Origin of the sequence: Gimesia chilikensis (genome assembly GCF_008329715.1) — a bacterium.
GTDB classification, from domain to species: Bacteria; Planctomycetota; Planctomycetia; order Planctomycetales; family Planctomycetaceae; genus Gimesia; species Gimesia chilikensis.
In genome coordinates, this window is record NZ_VTSR01000032.1 from 968,959 (window position 1) to 992,420 (window position 23,462).

A 23,462-nucleotide genomic window follows, 5' to 3' on the forward strand; every position below is an offset into this window, starting at 1 on the left:
CAATCAGCGTGTCTTCGATTCGACGGTGAGAAAGTTCACCGATTTTTGAATGAATTCCAGCAAAATGCGCCGCCAGATCGTCTTTGAGGCGGCCCGACTGATGTATTCCCGTCAGGAAACTGAGTACTATCGTGCCAAAATGAAAGCAGCCCGCAAGGTCTGCCAGGGCTGGGTCAAACCGGCCGATCTCCCCAGTAACCGGGAAATCCGGGACGAAATTCAGCGTTTCGCCTGCACATTCGAAGGAGAGTCGCGTACCGAAAACCTGCTGGCGATGCGGCTGCAGGCCCTGCGTTATCTGCGACTCTTCAAGGCGTTTCACCCTAAAATTATCGGCAGTACCCTCACCGGTCATATCCGGCAGGGTTCGGATATTGATATCCACGTCTTTTCGCACAGTTGTGAAGCAGTGACGACACAGCTGGATGAAGAGGGAACGCCTTACCATGTCGAGCACAAGACAGTGAAGAAACACGGGGAAGAACGGGTGTTTACACACATTCATGTGCAGGACACCTATCCGGTTGAACTGACGCTGTATCCGACAGAAAAATCGAGTTACGGCTTCAAATGTTCGATTACGGGGAAACGGATCGAACGTGCCACCCTGCCCGAGTTCGAACAACTGCTGGAGCAGGATTATCCTGGTATCGATCTGGATCAAAGGCTGGCAGAAGTCGAGGAGAGCGTGGATCGGTTCCAGATTTATCGTATGCTGCTTCTGCCTCTGGCTGCGGTGAAGCAGTCAAAGAAATATCACCCCGAGGGGGATGCGTTATACCACAGTCTGCAGGTTTATGATCTGGCCTGTGACGAACTGCCTTACGACGAAGAATTTCAGCTCGCGGCACTGCTGCACGATGTGGGCAAAGCCATCGATTCGCAGAATCACGTCGAGGCAGGCTTGCAGGCGCTGGAAGGATTTATTACAGATCGAACTGCCTGGTTGATCGAACATCACATGGAGGCCCACCTGATCCGGTCGGGGACGATCGGCGCCCGGGCCCGTCGACGACTGATGGCCAACGAAAATTACGAAGACCTGCTGCTGCTGGAAGAATGCGACCACAGTGGTCGCGAGCCGGGAGTGCAGGTGCCGGACGTGGATGACGCGCTGGAATCCATCCGCGAACTATCCCGATTGTGCAGTTAAACTGCGCAATCAGAATCGCTTTACCAGAAATCAGATCACAATTGAAATAAAGAGAGAGGAACTTTCGATGACGAAACGAGTACTCAGTGTCGGGCAATGTATGCCGGATGCCAGTGCGTTAAGCCGTTTTCTGAATACCCATTTTGAAGTCCAGATCGATGAGTCGGATGTGGAACAGGATACGATCGAGAAGCTGAAAGCCACCGCTTACGACCTGGTGATGATCAATCGCAAACTGGATGCGGACTACAGCGACGGTATCGAACTGATGCAGACCATCAAAAATACGTCCGATGTCAAGCCTTGTACGCTGATGCTGGTTTCCAACTTTCCGGAGTACCAGGAACAGGCGGTCGGAGTTGGTGCCGCGTACGGGATCGGTAAAAACGAATATCGCAGCCCGGAAACCGTGGCCCGCCTGCAGCCTTACCTGGGCTGATAGCGGACGTAGCGTCCGGGGAGTGTTTCGGAGTTAACATCCAGCGGCTGGTTGTTGTGTACGATGGGCACGCCGTTGGTGAGGACGTATTCGATACCGGTGGAATACTGCTGCGGATCTGAGTAGGTCGCGTTATCCTGAACGGTTTCGGGATTGAAGACGACGATGTCCGCGTAGTTGCCCTGTTTGAGGATGCTGCGTTTTTCCATGCCGAACCGCTGGGCGGCACAACCGGAGAGTTTATAAACCGCATCTTCCAGTGAGAAGAGTTTGTGGTCCCTGACACAGGGGCCGAGGATTCGTGCGGCGGAACCGAACTGGCGGGGGTGAATGACGCCTCCGTCCATGTAGATGCCGTCGGTGCCCATCATATACAGGTCGTGCTGCAGCACCGGATCGACCAGGCGGTCATCGCCCATGTTGAAGACCAGCAGGACGGCCATCTCTTCTTCGATGAGCAGTTTGATCAGGGCTTCCTCTTTGGGAAGCCCTGTTTCTTCCACGTACTGGCTGAGCATTTTGCCCTGGTGCTGCTTGTTCTTTTCGGTCAGGACCCAGGCGATCTGAATGGCCGAGATGTCGAGCAGATAGTTCTCCAGGCCGTATTTGAACCGCTGCTGCATTTCGGGCTGCTTGAGTTTCTCGACTGCCTTGCGGGGGCCCTCTTCGAAGACTTCGTAGGGAAGCAGGAAGTGCAGCATGGTGGAACCGGGCTGATAGGGATAGACATCAAACGAAATATCGACCTCGTGGCGGGCGACTTTGTCGATGTATTCGAGTGCCTCTTCGGCCTGCCCCGGGTGCTGCCCCTTCATGTGAGAAATGTGTACCTTGACGCCGGCCCGCTTGCCGATTTCGACGAGTTCCTCGATCGCGGGCATCAGAGTTTTCTTGTAGCGGATGTGCGAGACATACAGGCCGTCATATTCAGCCATCGCCTGACAGGCTTCGACCAGTTCGTCGGTCGGCGAGAAGCACTGGGCGACGTAATCGAGACCGGTTGAGATCCCCACGGCGCCCGCTTCCATTCCCTTGCGGACTTCGCTGCAGATCAGTTTCATCTGGAAGTCATCGACCCGCTGGCGTCCGAATCCGCAGTGCATGGAACGCAGATTGGCATACGGGATGTGGGTCATCACATTCTGTACGTTTCTGCCGTCGAGCAGATTCATGTAATCTTCGAGCGATTCCCAGCCCGTGTATTCTTCGGGGTAGAGTCCGTCGAGTGACTGCAGATAGTAGATCCAGTCGGCGGCGGTGCAGCGGTCGACGGGGGCATACGAGATGCCATCGGCCATGATGACTTCCGTTGTGAATCCCTGCGATGTTTTGGAGAGAAAGTTCGGCGTATTCAGGAGCCAGCTGTCGGAGTGATTGTGGACATCCACGAAGCCGGGGGCGACGATTTTCCCTGTCGCGTCGATCTCAAAGGCCCCCTTTGCAGAGGAAAGGTCTCCCAGGGCGACGATCTGGTCCCCCTTGATGCCGACGTCGGCAGTCACGCGCGGGGCGCGGGTTCCGTCGATGACGGTGCCGCCTTTAATCAGAACATCAAATTCAGGGGTCGTGGAAGAAGAATCACTGCTGCTCATGGGGGTTGTCAGTTTCGTGTTGCGGGACGGTGTGGGTGGGTGAACGCTGTGATGTTTTATTTACTTTGACATGTTCCCTCAGGGGAGAAAAGTCTCTGTGGAAAATATTTCAAAAAAATGAGAATGGCTCAAGTGTGCACGGGTTTTCGGAGTCTGGGGGAGATGGCCATTTCGGGGTTAATTCTGTTTTCTTTCGCTGGGGCGTCCACTACAATAAATGGATCTTTACTGATTTGAGATTCTTAAAAGTTAAATCACGTTTTAACCGACTAAAGTAACATGGCGTCAGACGATTACTTTAGACATTCAAACAGGAGCACTTCATGAGTCAACGTACAACACGCCGCGAGTTTATCAAACAGAGCTCGGCACTGGGGGCCGCCTTCTGGGTCGGTGGTCAGAGCCTGCTGGCTGCTGAAAAATCTCCCATGGAAAAAATCAATTTCGCCGCGATTGGCGTGGGCGGTAAAGGCTCAAGCGATACAGCGAGTGCAGCAAGCAGCGGTAACCTGGTTGCTATCTGTGATATCGACGATAAGCGTCTGTTGAAATCAGCGGCCCGCTATCGCAAAGCGCAAAAGTTCAATGATTATCGCGAAATGCTGGAAGAGATGGGCGATAAAATTGACGCGGTGACCGTCAGTACCCCTGACCATTCGCATGCTCCTGCCTCCGTGATGGCGATGAAAAAAGGGAAGCACTGTTTCACCCAGAAGCCGCTGACCTGGTCGGTCCACGAAGCCCGCGTGATGCGTGAAACAGCCAACAAGCACAATGTGCAGACCCAGATGGGTAACCAGGGGACAGCCAAGGACGGATTCCGCGAAGCCGTCGAAGTTATCCGGTCCGGCGTGCTGGGCAATGTGCGTGAAGCCCATGTCTGGACGAACCGTCCGGTCTGGGGTAAAGGCGTTGAGCGTCCACCGGAAGGGGAACCGGCTCCCAAGCACATTCACTGGGATCTGTTCCTCGGCCCTGCTCCTTACCGGGAATTCAGCACGCTGTACCATCCGTTTGAATGGCGTGGCTGGCTGGACTTCGGTACCGGTGCCCTGGGTGACATGGCCTGTCACACGATGAACATGCACGTGATGGCCCTCGATCTGTACGATCCGACTTCCATCGTCGCCGAATCGGAAGGGATGATTGAAAACGAGACTTATCCCAAGTCGACCAAAATCACCTACCAGTTCCCCGAGCGGACCCAGGGCGATAAAACACTTTGCCCACTGAAGCTGACCTGGTACGATGGCGGTAACCTGCCTCCGGAAGAACTGCTGATGGGCGAAAAAATGAAGCCCAGCGGTGTGGTTCTGATTGGAGATGAAGGCAATCTGTATACGCCAGACGACTACGGTGCAGAATACGTGCTGCTGCCCCGCGACAAGTTCAGCGACTTCAAGAAGCCTGAGCAGAGCCTGCCTCGTTCGCCCGGCCACTTCGAAGAATTCGTTGTTGCCATCAAAGGTGGTGAGCCCGCCATGTCCAACTTCAATTATGCCAGCCGCCTGACGGAAACGACCCTGCTGGGTAACTGTGCCATCCGCGCTGGTAAGAAACTGGATTGGGATGCCAAGAAGATGGAATTCACGAATGCTCCGGAAGCCAACAAGTTCCTGAGCCGTGATTACCGTGATGGCTGGTCTCTCTAATCGCTGAGAGCCCACTTCACTGAGATATGAAAACCCCGCAGGACGATTGGTTCTGCGGGGTTTTTTCGTAATATCGGACGGAATGGAAATCAGCGGATGATATCATCCAGGGCCGAGACGGAGACAACTTCCCGGCGGGAGACGAGAACCCGCTCGCGGTTGACGGCGACGCCGTGTTTGCCCATTTCATGGACGTACAGTTCGCGGGTGGTGGTCGTATCGCGGAGATCGTGGACGTCGGCCTGTTCCAGAAACAGGTAGTGCTGGTCCTGTCCGATCAGGGTTCCTGCAATCACGTAGAGGCTGGTGAGGTCGATCACAACCGTTTTGCCCACCATTTGATCAAAAAACTGAGAGTCTTCACTCATTTCGCATCCATCAGGTTAGAGACACAGATTCCAGTCGCCTATTGTGACCGGTTTGACGGCGAAATCAACCGGTGTCGCCCCCTGCTCGTAGGGCGTGTGAGTAAATCCCGGGTTGACCCAAAACGATAAATCCCGTATGAGAGCGGTTCATAAATCCTCTCCCCTGCCTCTCCTGTGACAATCATGTCTCTGTTTTACCATAAGTCTCATTGGTGAAATGGTTTAGTGTTCTCATATGTCTGGTTGGCAGGCGTCAAAATCTGAATCCCTGTTTCAGTGTCGATGTCTTATGACTTTATTATCAGCGCCAATTCGTTCGTGTGTGCCTGCCCTTCTGTTTTGCCTGGCTGTGTTCGGCTGGATTGGTGGAACGACTGTGGAGGCACAGGTAGAGACGCCGCTGAAAAAGAACTCGATTCTGCTGATGCGGACCGGCCGGATGGTCTCGGGCGAAATCAGTGAAAGCGCGGGAGGCTACCTCGTCACGAATCCGACGGGGAGTATGCTGGTCCCCTTTGCGGATGTGGTGTTTGAGGCTCCCGACCTGCATGGAATTTATAAGAAGCAGCGGGCGTCGATGAAATTTCCCACGGCCAATTCGCATATGGATCTGGCCCGCTGGTGTGTAACGAATGATCTGATCGAAGAAGCGAAGAGCGAGTTACGGGATGCGATTCGCCTGGAACCCAAACGCTCTGAGCCGCAGTTGATGTTACGTCGTCTGATGAACGTCTCTCCCACGAAAGACCGGATGACGATTCAGCAGAAAATCGAAGAGAAACTCGTCACGCAGAAACTGGAAAATGCAGACGAAGCGACTTCACTGACGGGGATCTCCCGGGAACAGTCCGCGATTTTCGTGCGTAAGATTCAGCCGATCCTGCTCAATAAATGTGGAAATGCCAACTGTCATGGGAGTGCGACGACCTCTGAGTTCAAATTGACCCAGGTCACGCGGCGATATGGTAATCATCGGATCTATGCCGAGAAGAACCTGGCAGAGGTCATGAAGTGGCTCGATTTCGACTACCCCACCAAAAGCGCGTTGATCGTGAAACCGGAGCAGGAACATCCGCAACAGGGCATGGTCGTCTACCAGGGCTATGCGGGACGGAAGCAGAAAGAGATTGTTCAGAAGTGGGTGGGCGATGCGGTGGCAGACCGACTGGCCAATGACAATCTGCGGGCCGACCGGCTGGCCAAACGAGCGGAACGCCGGGCGGGCTTTGCCCGTGAGAATCTATTGAAGCAGGCCGCAGAGATTCGCCCGAAAAGCGGCGGTTCCAATTCCGGCCTCGAACAGGCACTCATGAAACAGGACATCCAGGATCGAGCGGCAGCGGGACAGCCGGTAATTCAGCAGACCGGCGGAACCAGCGAGGCCACGCCTTTGAAGGGAGACCTCTCGCTGATTGCCGATTTTGTTCCGAAGAAGCTGTCCGACCAGGAAATCAACAAACTGGTAAAACCGAAGCCCGCGGATCCCTTTGATCCCGCGGAATTCAACAGCGGTGTGCTTGCCAGTCCCTGATCAGAGAGTGGTTTTCAGCAGCACCAGTTCTCAATGAGGGCCGCGAATTTCTCGGTCCCCTGCTCCAGCTGTTCGAGGGCGATGAATTCATCGTGCGTATGTGCCTGACCGATGTCTCCGGGGCCGAAGACAACCAGGTTTTTCATCTCGGGAAACTGGCTGCCGTCGGTGCCGTACGAGACTGTTTTCGCCTGATCTTTACCGGCAATCTGCAGGACTTCTTTGACGATGGTCGAATTCGGATCGGTGTAAACCGGGCTGCCTCCGCATTTGAACTGGAATTCAATACCACACTTCTCAGCAGCTTCGCGGGCGCGGGCGACCAGTTCGTCCGGCTCCTGTCCCGGCATGGGGCGGAAGTAAACGGTGCAGATACTCTGCGGGGGCGTAATGTTGACGGCTGCCGTTTTGTCGTTGATGCCGATGTTCCAGCCATTGGTAGGCGGGTTGAATTCGTCATTCTGCCAGCGGGGATCGGTCATGCATTCTTCGTACAGTTTTTTCATTTCGACGAGGAACGGGATCATGGCGAGGTTCGCATTGATGCCGGTGTCGAGGCTGGAGTGTGCGGCCCGACCGTGGGAGATGGCCTGGAAACCGTAGGTTCCCTTATGCGCGTAGACGACTTCAAGCATGGTCGGTTCACCGATGATGCCGTGGGCTTCCCCTGCAGCCATTTCTCGATAGATTTGCGAGTGTTCCGCTACGTTCTTCGCACCGTGATAGCCGACTTCTTCGTCTGCGGTACAGGTGATGTAGAGCGGGTGTTTCAGATCCTGATCGAGGTAGCGTTTGGCGGCCGCCAGCATACAGGCGATGGAACCTTTCATGTCGCAGGAACCGCGGCCATAGAGTTTGTCACCCTGGATGGTGGGAGTGAACGGACCGAACTCGTCGGTGAACCAGGGATCTGCGGGAACCACGTCGGTGTGGGCGAAGTAAGCCATGCCTCCGGGGCCGGAACCGCGACGACCGATGACGTTGGCTTTGCGTACGCCTTTGGCATCCGTGTATTCGAGGCGTTCGATTTCGAAGCCCAGTTTTTTGAGTTCGGCTTCGACGTAATCGGTGACTTCGACGTTTGAGTAGCAGCTGGTGGATTCAAAGCCGACCAGTTCCTGCGTGTATTTCAGGGCATCCATGAATGGGTTCCGGGTATTCTCTCTGGGTTAAGACTTCAGGTGACGCTCGAAGTGGGACCGCGTTTTATCCCACATGACGGGGGACAGCACGTGGCCAGCTCCCTCTTCAATATAATAACTAAAGTTTGTTTCTGCATTCATGGCAGCGTAGTTGTTTGCAATTATTTTGACACCGCGGCGGACTTCATCGATGGGACTGCCCCCATCCAGCTCGCCAAAATTCATGTGCAATGGTCGCGGGGCGATGAGGGCAGCGATGTCGGGCGTATCGCCAAATTCGTAGATACCCGGGATAAAATTCGGGAAACAGTGCAGCATGTGTTCGCGGTGAATGCCTTTGTAGGTGGGCAGGCAGCAGTTGCCCACCAGGCATTTGATGCGGGGTTCCCAGGGACCGATGAGCCAGGTGTGTGTGGAACCCATCGAGTGTCCGTAGCAGCCGATTTTTTCATCGATGACTTCGGGCCGACTCTGCAGAAAATCGATGGCGCGCTGCATGTCGAGAATGTTTTTCCAGGCCATGCATTTGCCGTCGACGACGTAGCGCAGGAATTCGAAGCGTTCAAAGTTCCCTGCTTTGAGTTTGCCGGTCGGGTCCTGGCGTTCTTCGAAGCAGAGGGCATCCGGACAGAGGACCACGTAACCTTCTTTCGCGAGAGCGGCACCGGTGTGGTGCATCGGGTTTCCGGCGAGCCCTGCCGGCTCGCTTTTGCCGAGATGGTACTGACCGGCGTGCTGGTGCCAGACCGCGACGGCGGGAGCGGGATGTGCGGGCGAGACCATATCGGGAATCAACAGCATGGCGGGAATCGGATCGCCGGGCTCGGCTTCGTAGGTCAGTGACTCAATGCGATAACCGTCCAGTTGAATGGTGTCACGCTGTTTGACATTCAGTTCCGGCGGCGCGGGCCAGTCACCGCCGAGGCCTGCTAACAGTTTTTGTTTAAATTCGGCGGGGGGCATGGGGTGGGCTCCGAGAGTAAAACAGAAACGGTTTGTATGAGCGATTTATCTCTGTTTATACCCTGCGGTAAACCATTAGCAAAGAGTTTATGTTAAAAGATCAGATCCTTCACCGGGGCACATTATTCGACGCTGCTGGTATCGATGCCTCTTTGTTTCAGACAGGCGAGCAGTTCGGGAAAACGTTCCATCCAGCATTTTTTGAGATAGCTGAGTTTGTCTTTCATTTCTGATTGACGGGGAACCAGCAACTCTACTGGTACGCCTGCATCGAGTAGAAGAATCAGACACTCTAATTTTTCATCGTGAACTGCCCAGCTGAGTGGGGTGTTATCCAGTTTATCTGATTTTAAGGGAGAGGCACCATGTTCGAGCAGCCAGCGGACCCCCTGAGGTGATCCATACAAGACGGCCTGGATGAGTGGTGTTGTGCCCTCGGAGTCTATACCGGCATCCAGATCTGGTTTCTGTCTGGCGATCTGCTCCAGCAGTTCAGGATGATCCCAGATGTGACTACTGTTAAAAATATATCTCCAGTATTCCGGTTCAAGAACGGTCATCAGTACCTGAAAGCGTTCCAGGTTGGGGTCGAGAGTGGGTAACCAGCTTTCCAGCAGCTTTTCCCGGATCAGGAATTTATTCTCGAGCAGTTGTTGGATCAATTCAGGATCAGCTTCCTGCGCGATGAATGTCAAGACGGTCCAGTTTCGCCAGTAGCCATACTCATTATATTGCTTGTGGAGCTTGCCTTTTTTCTCGACCCATTTGATGAACTTTTTGTGGTCCTGGTTTCGTAACGCCTGCAGCCAGGTGGGCAGTTTTTTGACCGGCCGTTCGCTCAGAGCTTTAATCAGGCTGAAAATATCGAAGGCGATCAGCTCGGATCCATGTTGAAAGTTGAGGGCCAGACTTTCAGGAGAGAGACCTGTCAGTCCTCTTTCCGCTAACGCTTCAAGCGTGAGTGCCTCGTCTGTGATCGAAGCATGTACAATCTGATTCTGTCTGTTTTCTATCAGGCAGAGATAGAGAAAAAAATCACTTCGTCCCTGTAGTTGGTCGGGGGCCGAAAATTTCGCGATTGGTAGATAACCTGGAACGGGGAAATGAGTATGTGCTTTCAGGGCCGTTTCCAGATCCTGTTCTGGATTATCGGCATTGATTCCGAAAAAACAGTGGAAGTCGATCGGTGTAGTGACACCACCTGACTTGAGTTGCAGATGGTTGGGGACCGGGATTCCTCCATTGGTCTGCAGCAGGAAATCACGATAGAGTTGTGGTAGTTCAATCTGGTGTTCGGATTCAAATTTCTGGATGTCCGCCGGGGTGAGTTGGGGGCCGGCCTGTGTGAACTGAACGTGGGGCGGCATGGTCGTAGCTGGCGCAGCAGCGTTCGCTTCCGGGAGGTCTGCCCATTCGAACATGAGTCCGTGTTCGTGGTCCCACTCTACTCCCAGGAAGCCGTTAATCGCGACTGCGTCATCGTCGGGCCATTCCGGGATGTCCAGCGTGATGGATGGAGTGCCGATATAAGGTTTGAGTGAGTCGAAGTCGGGGATTCCTTCGCTGTCGAACTCGACGTCAAATTCGGACTTCTCCTGGTCATCCATTTCAGCCCAGTAGTCGCCGAGCGTATCGACGATCTGCTGCTGCAGGTCTACGGCAAGGGTTGAGAAGCGAGTCTGCAGGCGATCGAGGGCGTTGAGGAGTAGTCGCAGGACTTTGTTCTGTCCCGGAGGGAACTCAAATTCGATCGACAGGCTGGTCCAGTCGGTCTGCAGCGCGGCCTGTTCGGGCCAGATCAGAAGGACGCGGTCCCCTTCTTCTTCCACCGTGTAAGGACCGATTTTTTTTAACCGTTTCTGCAGGGTTTTGACTGTAGTGACCTGGGGCTGAGATTGGTCGCCTGGTTTCCGTCGAAAAGCATCAATGCGTTCCAGGCCGGTTTTCAGTTTGGGGTGGATCTCATGTTTATACTTAGCATATTTCTGGCACAGGTCGGTCAGTTTATCAGGAAAGCGAAACGTTTTGCCTGGTTCGGCGGCGGCTTTCTGTTCAAATTCTTTGATGTATTTCTGGAGCAGCTGCAGATCTCGTTGCTGCATTTTCGCGCGCTCTTCACGATAGAACTGTTCCTGCAACTCTGCCAGATGTGCTTCCGGATCAAAATCGGGATCCCGACGCGGGTCACCAAGTCGATCCAGGTCGGCCTGGAGCTCTGCCTGGTGGCTGGTGACATAGGCGTCCAGCAACGCTCTGATTTCTGCTGCGGTTTCAATTTCCGGATCGGGGGGCTGATCTGAGGGCTGGTTGACTGGTATGCCTGCCTGCTCCGCGATTTCGGGAATCTCGTTGGCGATACTCTTCTGGATGTCTTTTTTTGCCTGGTTCGGATCGAAGTTTTTCAGGTTCTCCAGCATGTCCTTTGCTGTAAGCTGGCCTTCCATAACCATGCCAGAGAACGATCTGTTTTTGACCGTCGGAATTTTTCCTGCAATCCGAACTGCGCCGATCTCGTTTAAGGCGAATACGGTTTTACCAAGCCGGTATTTGAGCTCCTGGCCCGTCTCGTAAATTGCGTATGATCTCCACCACTGCAGGTCATAGTCAGTTCCCATATCATCCAGGAAGTCATGCACAATGCGGGTGACGAGGCCCGCTTGGGAAACTTTCTGTTCGTAGGTCTGGTAGCGATCGGCTTTGGAGTGATTGTTGAGATAAAGACCGGCGTAGCGACACCAGTCCGTGTAGTCTTGCGAGTCGATCATGGTGCGGGTTCCAGAAGAGTTCGGAAGTAGTGGCAGCACTGTCAGGTGATCTTGTTTATACCGCACAGGTGTGTAATATGAAACCCTCTCTTGATATTACTGATGAGAATGATCGGTGGTGCTAATCCTCGTTTTATTCTGTCTCTCTGATTGGAAATGACGGGAAGCAGAACTGGAGATCCAACCTGCTTCCCTGCAGATTACTTCTGAATCGAAGCGACCACCTGTGCGGCCAGTTTTTTGATGTCTTCCGGGTCGGAGAGTTCGTTGAACCGTTGGACGGTGACGGCCTGTTCCATGTGGCCGGCGTTTTCCAGGCCGACGGTCAGGTCCTGCAGGACGGCGTCGTACTGGCCGGTTTCGGCGATTTTCTGAAGCGTGGGGACCAGTTGATCCTGTGTGAGGCCGTGGCTGACTTCCGGAGTGGTCGAGGCACTGCCACTGCAGCCGATGAGGGTGAGTGTCAGTAAACAGAGGGCGATTAATTTCATGGACGTAGTCTGTTTTTTTAAAGTAGGGAGAATGTGGAATGTCTCCGGTGTGTCGCCTGTCGGGACAACACACCGGAGCGAATGGGAATCGAGGTCTGGTGTTTAAGGCAGTTCGACGGGGTTGCCGTCTGCGATGAAGCCCAGATCACGGTAGGTATTGAGGTCGATATTTTCACTGAGGAAGCGGACCGCGCCGTCGCCCAGCAGGAAGTGACAGCCGCCTGTGTGGGAACTGGTAAAGTTCCAGGAGCCGGCGGTGCCGTTGATGCCGTAGTAGGCGCTGTTGGTGGCGATCGCGTTTTGGGTGTAATACGCGGCGTCAGAGTAATTGCCGATCCAGATTGTGCCGTTCTTGGCGCCTTCTGTCCCCCGCTCACCGATGATGATGGTGTTACTCAAACCGTCACGGTAGTCTCGGAAGCGGACGCTGGAATTGTCATAGAACGAGCCGGTTGGCATTGTTGATCCCGAGCTGCGATAGGTGTTGCCTGCGACGCCGGTGTAGTTGGATTTTCCGTAGCCGCCGACGTCGGTATTCAGGCCGCCCATGGGATCGGAGGGACAGATGTAGGTTGTCAGTACAACTTTGGAATAAGGAGTGGTCACCGTTGCGGAGCCGGTGGTCATTTCGGGAATGGTGGTCCAGTTGTTGTCGAGGCCGCCGACTTCGGCGATGGAGTTGTAGAGGGCACTCTGCTCGATGTAGGGCAGAATAAAGGTTCCCCAGCCGAGGAGGTTGTGGTTGGTGACATTGGCGAGCGGATCGTCATCGAGGTAGCCGGGAGGGAGCGTGGAATGCACGTCGTTGTAGTTGTGCATCGCGATGCCTATCTGTTTGAGGTTGTTCTTGCAGGAACTGCGGCGGGCGGCTTCCCGGGCCTGCTGGACAGCAGGGAGCAGCAGTGCGATGAGAATGGCGATGATGGCAATGACCACCAGCAGTTCAATGAGGGTAAATCCTTTACGGGTCGGGTGACGATACAACACGATCGGGTCTCCTGGGGTTTGAATTGAGAGGGTACGTAACAGGTAGCGGGTTGTCGTGGTGGGTAAAACGGTGGGCGTTTTACAGTGTGGGCGCAGCGTCTTGCTGGAAAAAGCTTCTCTAAGCAGGCCGCGAATTTATTTGTTCGCTGTGCTCGAAGCAGGTCTGGCCAAGTTTTTAACAGCGTTGTTTAAATATTCGATGGCCGAAGTGTGAATAGTTGGAGAAGCGATTTGGGGCGGGCTGAACATTCCACAGAAAACGCTCGCGAATTCAGGTGAAAGGCGTTATGCTGAGAGTGAACAAAAAAAAACAGTTTCATTTGATCCTGGGTCGGATGGTTCGCGTTGTCAGACTCAAGACAAGACTGTTTTCCCAGCGCCGTTTGTTCTTCAGGATGAATCCGATCCATGTCAATTCAAGTCAGCTGCCCTGTCTGTGCGAAGAATTATAAAGTCAAAGAGGAAGCCGCCGGTAAAAAGCTGCGCTGTAAGGAGTGTGGCGAAACCGTGTCGATTCCCACGCTGGAATCAATACAGGACGAAGACTACGCCGAGAATGACTTTTCCAGCCTGCTGGACGATGCGGTGGAACTGGGAGCGAAGTCCAAAACGATCCGCCGACCGGTGCGACGCAAGCCGATGGTCAAGGCCGAGAAGTACGATGGTGATGAAGACGGCCCCGTCACGCGGAAGAAAGAGAATAACTATGTCGAGGATCTGCAGGCGACGTTCCTGATGCTGCTCGATCCGTCCAACCTGTTTATCTTCATGCTGCTCTGGCTGGGGATGGGGCTCTGTTTCTCATTATTACCTTTCGCCGGCACGCTGGGCTTTATCGGGCTGATCATCATCCGGGGCTGGTACAGCCATTATCGCTTCTGTGTGATTTATGAAGCGGCTGCAGGTGAGAAACATCTGCCGGAATTAAGTCCCGAAGAAGGTTTTTTTATCCCGATGGTCAAGTGGATTTTCACCTGGTTCCTGGTGCATTTTCCGGCTTATGCCTATGTGGGCGTGATCTTCTTCCTCAATCCGGAGATTATTGCGGATGCGGGGCTGTATCTGTTCGGAATGGAGACCATCGGTGATAACCTGCCTGCATTTCACCTGAGCATGTTCATGTTTCTGTATTGCATGGGCGTGTTCTTCTGGCCGATTCTGGCGCTGTGTGTGGCCGTCGGTGGTGTGGAATCGGTCTTACGTCTTGACCTGATGGTCCTGACGATTTTCAAATCGATGCCCGCTTACTTCTTTACCGCAACCGGGATGTTCTTCGTGGCGGGGCTGCAGCTCGGCTTGACTTTCGCGAACATCGAATGGGGGATCATGGGCCTGTTTCTGATGCGAGGTGTGATGATCTACGTCGAACTGGTGGCGTTACGAATGATTGGTCTGTATTACCACCACTTCAAGAATCAGTTCGCCTGGTCGTGGGGTTAAACAGACGGGCTCTTTCGATCCGGTTACTTTTCGTGAATCGTATTGATCACCTGGGCGAAGATCGGCTTTAACTGATCGAACTGGCCGTCGGGACAGAGGCAGATCATATTGAACTGTACCCGTCCGGTGAGCAGGGTCACCCGGTAGCCGCGCTGTGTGCCTCCCAGCAGTGATTTAGTGGTGAAGACGGACTGACAGGCATCGCCCATTTTCGTCTCCAGCAGCTTGTAGTCGCCGATTTCTTCGTAATTGGGGTAGTCGTCCGCCAGTTTGATTTTCATCAGGCGGTGAATGTCGACGACCGGGGGTTCGATCTCGTCGGAATCGGCGCCCTGTGTCATCGCCAGGCCGGCACCACCGAGGGCGCCGCCGGTCATGTTGCCTCGTACCGAAATTGTGGCGCTTTCATCGGGGGAACTGAACTTGGCCCAGCTCTGGACGCCCCCCTGCCCGCCTCCGCTTTTGATATTCCAGTTATCGGGGTATTCGCAGCCGAAGTCACCGACTTCCGGATGGAAGGTCGCATACTTGACGGGACCTGCCTGCTGATTCTGTGCCGCGTTCTGAGCACTCAGCGAACTTCCTGCGGTCACCATGAAATAGATCACACCGCCGGTCAGGGCGAGCCCCAGGATACTGCCGCCGACTAACAGCAGAACGGGAGGCTGTGACTTTTCCTGTTCCGATTTTTTACCCTTGGATTTGGCTTTCGTTGTGCCGGCACTGCTGCTGGAGCTCCCCTTCTTTTTGCGTGCGCGACGGGCGCGGGCTACGGCGGCACTGTCAAATTCTTCGTCGAAATCATCGAACTCATCTGCGGATGCGGCTCTGGCTTTTTTCTTCTGGCCATCGGCTTTGAGCACAAAGGGGGTTTCGCAACTGCGGCAGTTGACTTTCTTCCCCAGCATTTTGGTGCTTTTCAGTTTAGCTTTAGCCTGACAGTGCGGACAGGTGACGACGATTTCTGGCATTTATGATGTCTCCCGGAAAGAGATGTGAGGGCGAAAGTCCCGGGCAGGAGCGGCTGCATCACTGCATTTACTGGTTAGCGTATTCGAATACTTTAAGTTTCTCTACTACGATGTTTGTGAATCGTTGTGATAAACAGAAATACGATGATCTGCAAGCCGATCTTGCAATACTCACGGAGAATTCATTTAACGTGGTTTTGTTTTTTTCAGAACCCGACAGACAAAAACCGGAGCGACTCCGTTCTAAAACAGTAACGAAGCCCGTTGATCTGATTGCGTTACTGGCGCGACAGCAGTCGATCAATGGGCTTTGTGTGTTTTTTTGATTCCAGGAGAGGCTGCTTTCCCTGTCTGCGGGTTGCTGGTTTCCATCGCTGGCGAGATATGGCATAATCGAGAGAATGGATTACGTTTAATTTCCGCCTGTCTCTGCTTTCGGGAGAATGCGATGGTTGCCTGTGGTTTGAAATTTCTGTCTGTCGTGTTGTGTGTCTGCTGCCTGAGTGGCGGCACGCTCCGTGCTGCGGACGCCGGTTATGCTTATGGTTTCGCGAAGACCGAAATCACCCCCGAGGTCCCGTTACGGCTCTCCGGGTACGGCAACCGGGATACGGTTTACGAGAACGTGGATGCGCCCCTGTATGTGCGGGCCATCGCGATTCGATCGCCTGAGAAAAAGGTCTGCGCGCTGGTCTCGCTCGATTCCATCGGCTTCGCCGGCACGTTTACCGACCGGATTGCGAAGACGGTCAAAGAGAAGTATGGACTGGACCGCGATCAGCTGGTGATCTGCAGCACGCATTCCCATACCGCCCCGCATCCGGTGGAGGGTTTGTCGAATATCTTCTCTACACAGCTGACCGAGGCGGAGCGGAATGCATCTCAGAAGTACTGGACCCAGGTCGAAGCGCGGATTGTAAAAACCGTCGGCACTGCGATTGAAGATCTCAAGCCAGGGACGATGGCGCTGGTCACCGGTGAAGTCGGCTTTGCCCAGAACCGGCGAGTGCTGAAGAACGGCAAATGGACCGGGTTCGGTGTCAATCCGGAAGGCCCCGTCGATCACAGCCTGCCGGTATTGAAGGTGACTGATGGTAACGGCCGACTGCGGGGGCTGGTGTTTAACTATGCCTGTCACTGCACCACGTTCGGCAGCGATTACAATTGTCTTAATGGCGACTGGGCCGGCTATGCCGCCCGTTATATTGAGGAGCAACAGGGGGAGATTGTCGCTGTCTGCACGATCGGTTGTGGAGCCGATCAGAACCCGATCCGGGGTAAGAAGGATGTAGCGAAGGATCTGGCTATCGGTCATGGCCGTGCGATCGCAGTGGAAGTCGCCCGACTGCTGAAACAAGAGACGCAGCCCATTACGGCCCCGCTGGGAACCGCGTACGGCAAGGCGGATCTGCCTTTCGAGCCTCCCTCGAAACAGGAACTGGAAACGGCCCTCGATCATCAGCGGCCGCAGGTCAGACGGCACGCGGCTAACATGCTCAAGCACTTCGAGAAAGAGGGGAAACTGCCGACGAGCTACCCTGCTCCCGTGCAGGTCTGGAAGTTCGGACGGCAGTTCACGATGGTCTTCCTGGGCGGCGAAGTGGTGGTGGACTACGCGTTGCGTCTCAAGCGGGAACTCAAAAGTGATGCCGTCTGGGCGACCGCTTACGCCAACGACGTGTTTGGCTACGTCGCATCGGAGCGGATGCGGGATGAAGGTGGCTACGAGGTTGATTTCTCGATGATCTATTACAATCAGCCGGGCCGCTGGGCGAAAGGAACCGAAGATATTCTGATCAAACGTATTCACGAACTGGTGCAGCAGGCAGAGTGAATCGCGGCGAAAACGGGGATCACGCTGGCGACCGGCGGCTGAAAATGGATGATCCGCAGCCGGAAACCCGAATTTTTTTAAATTCGGGGGCTGCATTGTGTGTTGTAAGTATTGAGCCGAAAAGCACTTTCCCGTTAGAATCCAGCACCGCTTCCGCGACCCCGGTGCGAACTCATTCGCCCAAAGTGGGGTCCATAGAGAAACACAGGCGCCCGTAGCTCAGCTGGATAGAGCAACGGACTTCTAATCCGTAGGTCGGTGGTTCGAATCCACCCGGGCGTGCTTTTTAAGTCTTGTTCTTTCAATAACTTCTGACTTATTTTCTTTCTCTCGTTTCTGGGGATTTCCTTAGTGTCACCGGAAACGTCACCAGTGCCCGCCACGGTGTTCCAGACCGCTTCTGCTGCCTTTTCAGCATCCCGACCGACATAAAACTTCAGCGTGGTTTCCATGCTTTCATGCCGCATCAGTTCCATTAAGTGCAACGGCATCACCTTATTTGACCAGCGGGCACCGAAAGCCCGCCTCAGATCGTGAGCCGATGCATACCGGGGTTTAGGCTTTCCGGTTTGGCGGTCGCGGTTGCCCTTCTCGCTGACGATGATCTTTGCTTTCTCCCCTATATCAACAATCTTCTTAGAGACTGCCAGCGGGGTGAGTCGCTTGTGTAGTGAGCGTTCATGGAGTGGATTGAACACGAAACCGGTTCTTTCCTCTTCTGGAACGGTCAGCAGGAATTGAGCAAACTCAGGGACAATCGGCATCAACCGGTCTTTGTTCCCCTTCTCTGCCTCGGCACGGATACGCAGCATCGGGAAACGGTGCGTGTGCAGGTCAATCATCAGTCCTTCGTCACTCTCCCAGTGCAATTTCAACGATTCGGTCAGACGCAAACCGGAGAACCATAAGCCCCGCAGATAGAATCGCCAGGACTCGACAACGGTTGCTTTCTTTTCCTCTCCCCCATTGAAGCTGGTATTCACTTTGATGACTTCGGGGACGGCATTAAGCATGCGTTGGAATTCGTCTTCTGTGATTGGGCGTCCCTTCATGACCTTCACTGCGCGTGCTCGTTTGAACTTCGGGAAGATTGGAGTCTGTGGAATCAAACCAATCGTGGTTGCCCAGTTCAGGGCAGACCGCAGGTGAGCCAGATAGGTCTTGATACTGATATCAGCCAGCTTGTCCGCGCGCAGGTCCTTCACAACTTTACTGATCCCGTTAGCATCGACCTGGGTCAGCAGATTCGGATTGAGAATACGCTCAATGTGGTTAAAGGCTGTGGAAATCTTTTCTCCAGTTCGTTCAGCCAGGCCGGGAACAACCTCGGTTTCGTACCGCTCCCGGAATGTGGACCATTTCGTTTTGGACTGATCGAAGTAGGTCCCCTGGTTCAGTTCCTTCTCCAGACGTGCCGCGAATCGTTCCGCCTCGCGCTTGATGTTCGTTTTTGTGCTTTTCTGCTTTGTGCGTCCGCTGGCGGGGTCGGTCCATTTTGCCTGATAGAACTTGCCGCCGGTCCGTCTGTAGATGCTCACTCTGATTGCTGCCATATATCGTTTCACCTTAATTGTTAGCCGCGTTTATTGTGTTGTAGGACGTATCCATCGTCTGGGAATCAATCGCGTTACACTCCATTCAGCGCGATTGTCAAAGGTGTTATGATTTCTCTTTCTTTTTACTTCCAATCGTTTAAACTGTGATCGTTAGAGCTCTATTTCGTGAGGAACTTTCGTATGTCTGAAAAAAAGAGATGGAAAGTTATTCATTTTCTTGGCTATGTCATACCCATTTTGTTAGTAATTTATGTTTTTAGCGTTGGCCCGGCTTTTGCATTGATAACTGAATCAGATGGAGCTCTTACACATCCCGAGTACCTAAGCCAACTCAAATCATTTTATGCCCCCCTGATTTGGGTCGTAAAAAGTAACAATTCACTGGAGTATTTAGCCGGTCAATATGTTGCTTTTTGTGTTCGGAACTTTTAAACACTCTCCCGCCTGACCATTGCCAGACGGGAGAAACAAGGCATTTACTACCGTTGAACGATTACGGCTTCTGGCTCGCTGTGTTTACGCGATTGATTCCAGGCAGAAATCAGGTTCAACGCTTCGCTTCTGCTCAACCGAAACCGCAAGAGCGTGCCATCGGTTAGAACGACTTTGTATTCGTTCCCGTCGTTATCGGCTTCACTGAACCCATTCAAAGCAATACGCTGACTCATATCGATAGCCGATTCCATCAGAAATAAATCGGCTTTTCGCCTGGCTTCCTCACTGTTGCTTGCGTTCTGAACGTGCAATATCACATCTTCGCAGATGGTAGGGTTTGTACCGAAATGATGCCCCATTTGAATCTCAATGAGTTCTGTTTCGTCCTCTTCAGAATCAACCAACTGGGCTTCCATCTCTTCTGGATTCCGTGCTGTTTGATTAAGAGGGGCACTGTGTCCAGCTTTAGCCGTTTGCGGTCCAGCTGGATCCAGTTCAGTTTCACTGCTCTGGGAATCATCCCGAGACGCCCACGGCTGAACGTCTCCCGGGCAGATGGAACGGGCGATATAAGCCCGCTTGCGGATCTCTCCCGGTCCGACCTGATCCAGACGGCTGTTCAAATCGCCGACAATCTGCTGGCACTGCTGCCGGGGGCCGTCGATACGAATGAACGCCGGGGGCAAGTCGAATTCGTTCTCAGGCTTCCAGCGGGTCGGCAGAGCCACGCTAAGATTCGCGTACCTGCTACTTACGCGAACGCGAATGTACCAGTGAGAGACCAGGCCATCCTTACTGCGTTCGATGTACTCGCGGTTAAGAACGGCGGCAATCTCTGCAGCTGTCTTGGCTTTCTTGTAAGTCGTCGTGTGTGGTGGAACTGACCGCCATGATTCAGGCTCCCAGTCATCGGGCACGTTGACCAGGTAAACCGGCCAGTCGTGACGTGGGGAATCGACGCGTAGCATTTCATCGGGATTCGGGTTGCCGATGGGAGGGGGCTGCACTGGTTCCAGGGCTGCCCAGTTGGCTGCCTTCTGTGCCAGCTGATCAACTGCGGTTTGTTGACCTTTGGGGGAGTCGAAGCCGCTTCCAGAGACATTTTCGGAAGCACAGACGCACGCGGGGTTCGTGAATGTGGTATTCATCCTAACCACCTTTCTTTTACGCACAGGGCGTAAAAAAAGAGTGCATGCTCTCAAGCACAGTTCCGAGGCGGAGTTGAAGCCGCCTTGGGGACCTCACGGTTACCCCACTCTGCCCAAGAGCATGCGCTCTTGTTTCAACTGTTTTTTTCGGTATGAATTCAACTTGCCTTTCGGCTTTCGGGGCTTCGATTCTTATATTGAGACTTAGAATTGTCAATAGGTTCTGTGCATTCTCTAAAAGATTTGAAAAAACAGCTTTATCACGCTACTCTTGCAACACCAACGTATACATTCACATCATCTGAACTTTGTTGAGCTTCAGTAATGACAGAAAAAGAATCTAAAGAGTTGCCTCCAAAATTATTCATTTCTTATAGCTGGACCACCCCAGAACATGAAGACTGGGTACTCAGACTCGCAACGGAACTTTGTGAATCTGGTGTTGATGTACTTCTTGACAAATGGGATCTCCGTGAGGGACAGGATGCATTTGATTTTATGGAGAAAATGGTCAAGGACCCTGAAATCAGTAAAGTTATTATGGTCACAGATAAAGCATATGCTGAAAAAGCTGATGACAGAACAGGGGGCGTAGGCACTGAAACTCAAATTATATCCAAAGAGGTTTACGACAAAGTTTCTCAAAAGAAATTTGTGGCCATCATTCCAAGCAAGGATGAAACAGGAAAGCCTTATTTACCTGTTTATTACAAGTCAAGAATTTATATCGATCTGAGTGAAGAAGATATATATGCAAAAAATTTCGAAACATTACTTCGCTGGATATTTGATAAACCGCTTCATACAAAGCCTGAGATTGGTAAAGCACCTTCATTCCTAGATAAAGAACCTGGGATTTCACTAGGAGCAACCGCGTTATTTCGCAGGACAAACGATGCTCTAAAAAACGATAAGTCTTATAAGTATGGGGCACTGAATGAGTACTTGGATACTTTTTCTACAAACTTGGAAAGGTTTAGAATCGAACAACATGAGGGTGAATACGACGAAGCTCTTATTGAGAATATCAAAAGTTTTTTACCACATAGAAATGAATATATTCAACTGCTTTCGATCATCGCACAATACTCACCAAATCCAGAAGCAATACAACTAGTTCACAAGTTCTTTGAGGGCTTAATAAGATACTACTATCCTCCCAAAGACGGCCCTGGAGGAGGCTTGGTTTGCAGATTCGATAATTTCAAATTCATCGTACATGAGTTGTTTTTATATACGATTGCAATTTTGGTTGAACACGAACTTTTCAATTTGGCAAATCTACTTTTAGAAGAGTTTTATTTTGTAAGAGATCCACGACGGAGCAATGCCGATTCTCTGTCGCACTATTCTGTGATTCGAAAGAATCTTGAATCTCTCGAATACCGAAAGCATCGTTTAAAATTAAATAGAATTTCAGTCCATGCAGATTTGTTAAAAGAAAGGTGCGTTGGGACTGGGGTAGATTTTAATTCAATAATGCAAGCAGACTTTCTGTTGTACATTAAAACATTTGCCAGATATTCCTGGTGGCCAGAAACACTCGTTTATGCTTCAGATCATTATGGACCCTTTGAAATCTTCGCAAGAGCAACCTCAAGACGATATTTTGATAAGATGAAGTGCCTGCTTGGAGTGGAATCGGCAGCCGAACTGTCAGAGCAAATTACTAAATTTTTAAACGAGGGGGGGCGTTTCCCCAATATTAGACATACCTTTCCAGACCCTGAAGCTCTTTTGGGAATTGAAAGATTGGCTAGTTTGCCTTAGTACTGACGCACAAGCAGTCTTTGTGTAAGTACGCTATTCGATTTCAAGAGTATCATGCATTTGATCTCTAATTTACTAGTGTCACTGGCGATAAGCCCTCTTGGTTTTATGACGGGAATCTATTTATGAGCCGTGAAATAATTAATGTCATTGGCTATTGCAGTCATTGTGGGAATACAACTCCGCAAACTGTTGAGGGGACACTCTATTACCAAGGAGGAGATAAAGATGATGGACTGTATTTTTTAGCAAGATGCGGGACTTGCCAGAAAGGGTTACTCAGAAGGACTGAATGTAATCGGATGATAGCGGGTTTACGTGGCAATGAAGACTCTGAGCTAATTTGGCCTGCTTCTGGTGATCTTCATAACTGTGTTCCTGATAAAGTTCGAAAATGTTACGAAGAAGCCATTAAGATTAAAAATCTTGCTCCAAATGCTTTCGCGAACCAAATCAGAAGATCTTTAGAAGCTGTTTGTAAGGAGCAAAGTGTGCCTGGAAATAGTTTAAAGCAATGCTTAGATAATCTAGCAAGCAGCGGAGTTATCCCTCCAGTTCAAGCTGAAATGAGCGACCTTTTACGCCTTCTCGGAAACATCGGTTCTCATGCAGCTGATGAGGAAGTTGATCCCAAATACGTGACTGTATTAGACGAATTTTTCCGAGCAATCATAGAATATGTGTATGTTGCTCCACATCGAATCACAGAATTTAAAGAATCACTTGATCGAGCAAAAAGAGCGACATAAATGTCTCTGAAATTTGTACTTAACAGTTAAAGTCCCATTCCCCTACTGATATACATTCAGCGCTGTTTCTGGATCGTGGATACCCAGGTGGGTGTTTACCGCCTGTGGATGATCAAACCCGGTTAACCCCTCACTGGGTTACCCCAGAGAGAGTCAACATTCCTACTTCAATCAGTGGGGGAAATCTTTAACGGTTCGTTCCTGCCATAGCCTTTCAGCGCGCAATAAATCCATACCCCGACTCTTATTTAAAGACGTTGCACCGATTGCACTTTGCAATCCCTTCCTGGTCTCCCAGATTCCTCACGTCTCAATCAGTACGCTGCACCCGCCACGGCATAGTCACACCGTTATTCATGTTTTTCACACATACAGCTTTGGGTGTCTGATTTGGTCGTTTGATATTTATCCATCGCCTCAGCGACCGTTGGCAATCAAACCGCGATTTTACTCGCACCTGTGCCCGTTGCCCTCTA

17 protein-coding genes, 1 tRNA gene and 1 pseudogene are annotated in these 23,462 nt (G+C 52.2%); 9 read left to right on the top strand and 10 right to left on the bottom strand.

The genetic code is table 11. The annotated features are described in order from the left end of the window. The first annotated feature begins 49 nt into the window (after positions 1-49). Together FYZ48_RS28545 and FYZ48_RS28550 are read left to right on the top strand one after the other, a co-directional pair. The gene (locus tag FYZ48_RS28545) at positions 50-1,153 is read left to right on the top strand and encodes an HD domain-containing protein (RefSeq protein ID WP_149345844.1); all 1,104 of its coding nucleotides are present in this window, start codon (positions 50-52) and stop codon (positions 1,151-1,153) included. 67 nt (positions 1,154-1,220) lie between these two features. Beyond that, positions 1,221-1,592, top strand: a complete 372-nt coding sequence (locus FYZ48_RS28550; protein WP_149345845.1) for a response regulator — start codon at positions 1,221-1,223, stop codon at positions 1,590-1,592. On the opposite strand, the gene FYZ48_RS28555 is transcribed toward FYZ48_RS28550, so the two are convergent. Continuing rightward, on the bottom strand, positions 1,580-3,184 hold the full coding sequence (locus FYZ48_RS28555; protein ID WP_149345846.1) for an N-acyl-D-amino-acid deacylase family protein: 1,605 nt from the start codon (positions 3,182-3,184) through the stop codon (positions 1,580-1,582). The genes FYZ48_RS28550 and FYZ48_RS28555 overlap by 13 nt on opposite strands. 323 nt (positions 3,185-3,507) lie before the next feature. Between FYZ48_RS28555 and FYZ48_RS28560 the strand changes: the two genes are divergently transcribed. Next, entirely contained in the window at positions 3,508-4,836 is a 1,329-nt protein-coding gene (locus tag FYZ48_RS28560) for a Gfo/Idh/MocA family protein (protein WP_145184164.1), read from the top strand. A gap of 89 nt (positions 4,837-4,925) precedes the next feature. On the opposite strand, the gene FYZ48_RS28565 is transcribed toward FYZ48_RS28560, so the two are convergent. After that, on the bottom strand, positions 4,926-5,204 hold the full coding sequence (locus tag FYZ48_RS28565) for a hypothetical protein (RefSeq protein ID WP_149345847.1): 279 nt from the start codon (positions 5,202-5,204) through the stop codon (positions 4,926-4,928). A 289-nt stretch (positions 5,205-5,493) separates the two neighbouring features. Between FYZ48_RS28565 and FYZ48_RS28570 the strand changes: the two genes are divergently transcribed. Beyond that, positions 5,494-6,735, top strand: a complete 1,242-nt coding sequence (locus FYZ48_RS28570; protein ID WP_149345848.1) for a hypothetical protein — start codon at positions 5,494-5,496, stop codon at positions 6,733-6,735. A gap of 14 nt (positions 6,736-6,749) precedes the next feature. Here the strand turns inward: FYZ48_RS28570 and FYZ48_RS28575 are convergent, their stop codons facing one another. The 5 genes from FYZ48_RS28575 to FYZ48_RS28595 form a co-directional block, all read right to left on the bottom strand. Next, the gene (locus FYZ48_RS28575; protein WP_149345849.1) at positions 6,750-7,877 is read right to left on the bottom strand and encodes a M20 family metallopeptidase; all 1,128 of its coding nucleotides are present in this window, start codon (positions 7,875-7,877) and stop codon (positions 6,750-6,752) included. A gap of 27 nt (positions 7,878-7,904) precedes the next feature. After that, positions 7,905-8,840, bottom strand: a complete 936-nt coding sequence (locus FYZ48_RS28580; protein WP_149345850.1) for a dienelactone hydrolase family protein — start codon at positions 8,838-8,840, stop codon at positions 7,905-7,907. A 122-nt stretch (positions 8,841-8,962) separates the two neighbouring features. Next, a complete protein-coding gene (locus FYZ48_RS28585) occupies positions 8,963-11,605 on the bottom strand; it encodes an SMI1/KNR4 family protein (protein WP_149345851.1) in 2,643 nt (880 codons plus the stop codon). A gap of 200 nt (positions 11,606-11,805) precedes the next feature. Further along, the gene (locus FYZ48_RS28590; RefSeq protein WP_149345852.1) at positions 11,806-12,096 is read right to left on the bottom strand and encodes a hypothetical protein; all 291 of its coding nucleotides are present in this window, start codon (positions 12,094-12,096) and stop codon (positions 11,806-11,808) included. Positions 12,097-12,198: 102 nt separating this feature from the next. Beyond that, positions 12,199-13,083, bottom strand: a complete 885-nt coding sequence (locus tag FYZ48_RS28595) for a DUF1559 domain-containing protein (RefSeq protein ID WP_242022803.1) — start codon at positions 13,081-13,083, stop codon at positions 12,199-12,201. Between the two features lie 408 nt (positions 13,084-13,491). Here FYZ48_RS28595 and FYZ48_RS28600 point away from each other — a divergent pair, with 408 nt between their 5' ends. Further along, on the top strand, positions 13,492-14,523 hold the full coding sequence (locus FYZ48_RS28600) for a hypothetical protein (protein WP_149345853.1): 1,032 nt from the start codon (positions 13,492-13,494) through the stop codon (positions 14,521-14,523). 23 nt (positions 14,524-14,546) lie between these two features. On the opposite strand, the gene FYZ48_RS28605 is transcribed toward FYZ48_RS28600, so the two are convergent. Then, positions 14,547-15,494: a hypothetical protein gene (locus FYZ48_RS28605; protein WP_149345854.1), complete on the bottom strand. Its 948-nt coding sequence runs from the start codon at positions 15,492-15,494 to the stop codon at positions 14,547-14,549. 448 nt (positions 15,495-15,942) lie between these two features. On the opposite strand from FYZ48_RS28605, the gene FYZ48_RS28610 reads away from it, so the two are divergent. Together FYZ48_RS28610 and FYZ48_RS28615 are read left to right on the top strand one after the other, a co-directional pair. Further along, on the top strand, positions 15,943-17,328 hold the full coding sequence (locus tag FYZ48_RS28610) for a neutral/alkaline non-lysosomal ceramidase N-terminal domain-containing protein (RefSeq protein WP_149345855.1): 1,386 nt from the start codon (positions 15,943-15,945) through the stop codon (positions 17,326-17,328). A 208-nt stretch (positions 17,329-17,536) separates the two neighbouring features. Continuing rightward, positions 17,537-17,610: transfer RNA gene (locus FYZ48_RS28615), tRNA-Arg, on the top strand. A 194-nt stretch (positions 17,611-17,804) separates the two neighbouring features. Here FYZ48_RS28615 and FYZ48_RS29940 read toward each other — a convergent pair. Continuing rightward, positions 17,805-18,881, bottom strand: a pseudogene (locus tag FYZ48_RS29940) (tyrosine-type recombinase/integrase); the annotation flags it as partial. Positions 18,882-19,363: 482 nt separating this feature from the next. Next, positions 19,364-20,467, bottom strand: a complete 1,104-nt coding sequence (locus FYZ48_RS28625) for a hypothetical protein (protein WP_149345856.1) — start codon at positions 20,465-20,467, stop codon at positions 19,364-19,366. A gap of 324 nt (positions 20,468-20,791) precedes the next feature. On the opposite strand from FYZ48_RS28625, the gene FYZ48_RS28630 reads away from it, so the two are divergent. Beyond that, on the top strand, positions 20,792-22,237 hold the full coding sequence (locus tag FYZ48_RS28630; protein ID WP_149345857.1) for an SEFIR domain-containing protein: 1,446 nt from the start codon (positions 20,792-20,794) through the stop codon (positions 22,235-22,237). A gap of 125 nt (positions 22,238-22,362) precedes the next feature. Beyond that, a complete protein-coding gene (locus FYZ48_RS28635; RefSeq protein ID WP_149345858.1) occupies positions 22,363-22,986 on the top strand; it encodes a DUF4145 domain-containing protein in 624 nt (207 codons plus the stop codon). The last annotated feature ends 476 nt before the right edge of the window (positions 22,987-23,462 follow it).